The sequence below is a fragment of the Streptomyces sp. MnatMP-M17 genome (genome assembly GCF_900091995.1).
GTDB lineage: Bacteria > Actinomycetota > Actinomycetes > Streptomycetales > Streptomycetaceae > Streptomyces.
This window is the reverse complement of sequence record NZ_FMDK01001027.1, coordinates 1-3055: the sequence shown is the minus strand read 5'-3', so window position 1 is coordinate 3055 and position 3055 is coordinate 1. Positions and strand designations below refer to the sequence as shown.

Annotated in this window: 3 protein-coding genes; 1 reads left to right on the top strand and 2 read right to left on the bottom strand. The window is 70.9% G+C overall.

Annotated elements, in window-relative coordinates:
* On the bottom strand, positions 1 to 948 hold a 948-nt coding region (locus GA0115259_RS35385; protein WP_093604461.1), incomplete at its 3' end, for an NAD(P)/FAD-dependent oxidoreductase.
* An 83-nt stretch (positions 949 to 1031) separates the two neighbouring features.
* On the opposite strand from GA0115259_RS35385, the gene GA0115259_RS35380 reads away from it, so the two are divergent.
* The gene (locus GA0115259_RS35380; protein WP_093604459.1) at positions 1032 to 1622 is read left to right on the top strand and encodes a helix-turn-helix domain-containing protein; all 591 of its coding nucleotides are present in this window, start codon (positions 1032 to 1034) and stop codon (positions 1620 to 1622) included.
* Between the two features lie 60 nt (positions 1623 to 1682).
* Here the strand turns inward: GA0115259_RS35380 and GA0115259_RS35375 are convergent, their stop codons facing one another.
* On the bottom strand, positions 1683 to 2642 hold the full coding sequence (locus GA0115259_RS35375; protein ID WP_093604457.1) for an SDR family NAD(P)-dependent oxidoreductase: 960 nt from the start codon (positions 2640 to 2642) through the stop codon (positions 1683 to 1685).
* Positions 2643 to 3055: the final 413 nt, after the last annotated feature.

Below are 3055 nucleotides of genomic sequence, written 5' to 3'. Positions count from 1 at the left end.
GGCCCGTACACCCGCGGCGGCCGAGCCGATGACTGTCTCGGTCAGCTCGGTGACATTGCCGGCCACCCAGACGCCCGGTACCTCCGTCGTCCCGGACGGACCGGAGACGATACGGCTGCCGATCACCTGTCCGCCCATCCCCTGCTCGGTGGCTTCGAGACCCAGGCCCGTGAGGAAGTCGGCGCGGGCGGTGAAACGCGCGGCGACGGCCAGGGCGCGGCGGGAGAACACCCGGCCTCCGGCCAGGATCACACCGGTCAGCCGGCCGTCGGTGATCTCCAGCCCGGAGACCTCTCCGTCCACCACGGCGACACCGCGCGCGGCCAGTCGCTCGTACTCCTCGTCCTCGAACTCGGGCGCGGTGTGCCGGAACAAGGTCACGTCCTCGCTCCACTGCCGCCACAGCAGTGCCTGGTGCACCGCCATCGGCCCGGTGGCCAGAACGCCGATCGGCTGGTCGCGTACCTCCCAGCCGTGGCAGTACGGGCAGTGCAGCACCTCGCGGCCCCACCGCTCGGCCAGGCCCGGCACCGGAGGCAGCTCGTCCACCAGGCCGGTGGTCACCAGCAGCCTGCGCGCCGTGACCGCCGAACCGTCCGCCAGCGCGACGCGGAAACCGCCGTCCGCCAGCCGCTCGGCCGCCACCGCGCTGCCCTCGATGATCTCGCCGCCGTAACCGGTCACCTCCTCGCGGCCGGTGGCCAGCAGCCGCGAGGGCGGTGTCCCTTCACGGGCCAGATAGGTGTGGACATGGGACGCGGGCGCGTTGCGTGGTCGGCCCGCGTCGATCACCAGCACCGAGCGGCGTGCCCGCGCCAGCGTCAGCGCGCCGCTCAGCCCGGCCGCTCCGCCGCCGACGACCACGACGTCCCAGAGGTCCTGGTCGTCCCGGCGCCGTTCACGGTCCTGGCCGACACCCGTGGCGATATGCCGTGTTTGTTGATTCATATGACGTACCTCCGTCCGCTGGAGATACTCCGCCCAGGGCACGGCGTTTGACAAACCTTGTTGCCAAGACAGCAAATGGAGGAATGGCAGACGACGACCTCTCCACCGTCCTGACCGCCGTGGGCCCGCGCCTGCGGGCCCTGCGCCGGGACCAGGGCACCACACTGGCCGAGCTCAGCGAGTCGACCGGGATCTCCCTCAGTACGCTGTCGCGCCTGGAGTCCGGGCAGCGCAAGCCCACCCTGGAACTGCTGCTGCCGCTGGCGAAGGCGTACGGCGTACCTCTGGACGAACTGGTCGGCGCGCCGTCGACGGGCGACCCGCGTATCCACCCGCGTCCCTTCACCCGCGACGGCATGACCTTCGTACCGCTGACCCGCCATCTCGGCGGGCTCCAGGCGTACAAGCTGGTCATGCCACCTCGCAAGGGCGGCTGCGCGGATCTGGAGCAGCGGGTGCACGAGGGCTACGAGTGGCTCTACGTCCTGGCCGGCCGGCTGCGGCTGTGGCTCGGTGAGCACGACCTCGTACTCACCGCCGGAGAAGCCGCCGAGTTCGACACCCGCACTCCGCATGTCTTCGCCTGCGCGGGCCCGGAACCGGTCGAATTCCTCAGCCTGTTCGGACAGCAGGGCGAACGGATGCACGTACGCGCCCGCCCCAAGAGACGGTAACCAGCCGGACGGCGCCGGACGGGCGCATCAGGGTTACGGGCGCATCAGGTCAAGCGGCGGTCACGCGGTCCGGAGGCGCTTCGACTCGGCGATTTTGTCGAGGGACACCTGCCACAGACGGACGGCCGCGTCGGCGTCGAGAGCGTGGTCCGCGACGCCTTCGCGCGGGCCGCCAGGGACATGGCGGCGGGCCTCGCCGCAGTCCTCGAAGTACCGGCCGCCCACGCCTTCGAGCTGCGGCGAGGTCGCGACCAGCACGGACGTGGCCGCACCCTGTTCGGGCGTCTTGAAGACATACGTGCCGCCCGCGATCGCACCGGCGAGCTGCTCCTGGTCCATGTGCCGCGTCAGATTCGACAGGATGGCCCCGGGATGCACCGCGTTGACGGTGATGCCGTCAACGGCCCAGCGCCGGTTCGCCTCGACCGCGAAGAGGGCGTTGGCCGTCTTGGACTGGGCGTAGGCGGTCCCGGGATCGTACGGGCGCGTGACGAAGTCGATGTCGTCGAAGTCCACCGGGCTCCCGACATGTCCCACCGAGCTGAGCGCCACGACCCGGGCCCGGCCGGCCGCCACCAGCGCGGAGTGCAGACCGGTGGTGAGCGCGAAGTGGCCGAGATGGTTGGTGGCGAACTGGAGCTCCCAGCCCTCCGGTGTCCGCGTCTCGGGAGGTGTCATCACGCCCGCGTTGTTGACGAGGATATGGAGCGGGCCGTCCCACGCGGCGATGAACGCCTCGACGGAGCCCTGGTCGCCGAGATCGAGCGGCGCGACCTGGACCTTCTTGTTGCCGGTGGTCGCCCTGATGTTCTCGGCGACCTCGGCACCGGCCGCGGTGTTCCGTACCGCCAGTGTCACTTCCGCGCCCGCGTCGGCGAGCGCGCGTGCGGTCTCGACACCGATACCGGAGGCGGCGCCGGTCACAATGGCGCGGCGGCCGGTGAGATCGATACCGGCCACCACTTCTGCGGCGGTGGACCGGGCGTCGAAGGGCGTGGTGATGCGTGTCGGCTCTGTCATGGGATTGCCTTCCTGCGCGGTGTTCCTGGGTGGTACTCCTCCAGCCAACACCGGCCGAGTGCCTCCGTCGGATGCCAAAGGGGCCCGGCTCTGCCAGGGGTCCGGCAGACCCCCCTTCGAGCCCTGCCCGTAGTACTTCAGAGCGCCTGTAGTACCTCAGAGCTACATGTGAGGTGAGCTCCTCGGCGGGACGCCGACCACAGGGCGCGCTCCCTACCGTCCGTACCGGAAGTACGAAGAACATCCGGTACGGAAGGATCACCACCTATGGCGTCCCGTCCGCGCAGCAGTCGTCCGCGCAGCCACCGCCTCCTCGGCAGCCGCCCACGCCGCGCCCTGCTCGCCGCGCTCGTCACCGCGTCGGTGGCGGTGCCGGTGTCCGGGGCGGCCCGCCCGGCGGACGTTCCGGCGCC

What these genes read in the sequence shown, in the direction of transcription:
- GA0115259_RS35380 (WP_093604459.1), top strand. Translation starts at nt 1,032, where the DNA reads ATGGCAGACGACGACCTCTCCACCGTCCTGACCGCCGTGGGCCCGCGC.
- GA0115259_RS35375 (WP_093604457.1), bottom strand. Translation starts at nt 2,642, where the DNA reads ATGACAGAGCCGACACGCATCACCACGCCCTTCGACGCCCGGTCCACC.